The sequence below is a fragment of the Achromobacter sp. 1014246743 genome (assembly GCF_059760725.1).
This window is the reverse complement of sequence record NZ_JCBANA010000154.1, coordinates 1-586: the sequence shown is the minus strand read 5'-3', so window position 1 is coordinate 586 and position 586 is coordinate 1. Positions and strand designations below refer to the sequence as shown.

The window sequence follows — 586 nt, the reverse complement described above, 5'->3', positions numbered from 1 at the left end:
CTGACGCTGGCCGCCAAGGCGGCGCTGTCCGACGCGGCATGGCGCGGCTTCGGGGTAGAGGCGTACCTGTTCATCTCGCTGATCTACTTCGTCTTCTGCTTCTCCATGTCCAAGTACAGCCAGGCACTGGAAAAACGCCTGGCCACGGGTCATGAACGCTAGGGTCAACAGCCCCACACTTTTGCCGCGCGTCCGCCCCAAGCGGGCGCGCACCGCGATACTTAGGGAGTACAGGCATGTCTGATGCCATCATTCGACTGCAGGACGTGAACAAGTGGTACGGCCAGTTCCACGTGCTGCGCAACATCAACCTGGACGTGGCGCCGGGTGAGCGCATCGTGGTGTGCGGGCCGTCCGGCTCGGGCAAGTCCACCATGATCCGCTGCATCAACCGGCTCGAAGAGCACCAGAAAGGCCACATCATCGTGGACGGCACGGAGCTCACCAACGACTTGAAGCACATCGAGACCATCCGCAAGGACGTCGGCATGGTGTTCCAGCACTTCAACCTGTTCCCGCACCTGACGGTGCTGGAAAACCTGACGCTGGGCCCCATGTGGGTGCTGAAAAAGCCGCGTGCCGAAGC

General features: G+C 61.9%; 1 protein-coding gene and 1 pseudogene. Both read left to right on the top strand.

Annotation, left to right across the window (positions count from 1 at the left end):
* A pseudogene (locus AC6LJ2_RS30035) lies at positions 1-162 on the top strand (amino acid ABC transporter permease); the annotation flags it as partial.
* A gap of 74 nt (positions 163-236) precedes the next feature.
* A partial coding sequence (locus AC6LJ2_RS30030) for an ATP-binding cassette domain-containing protein (RefSeq protein WP_498152759.1) occupies positions 237-586 on the top strand: 350 nt, incomplete at its 3' end.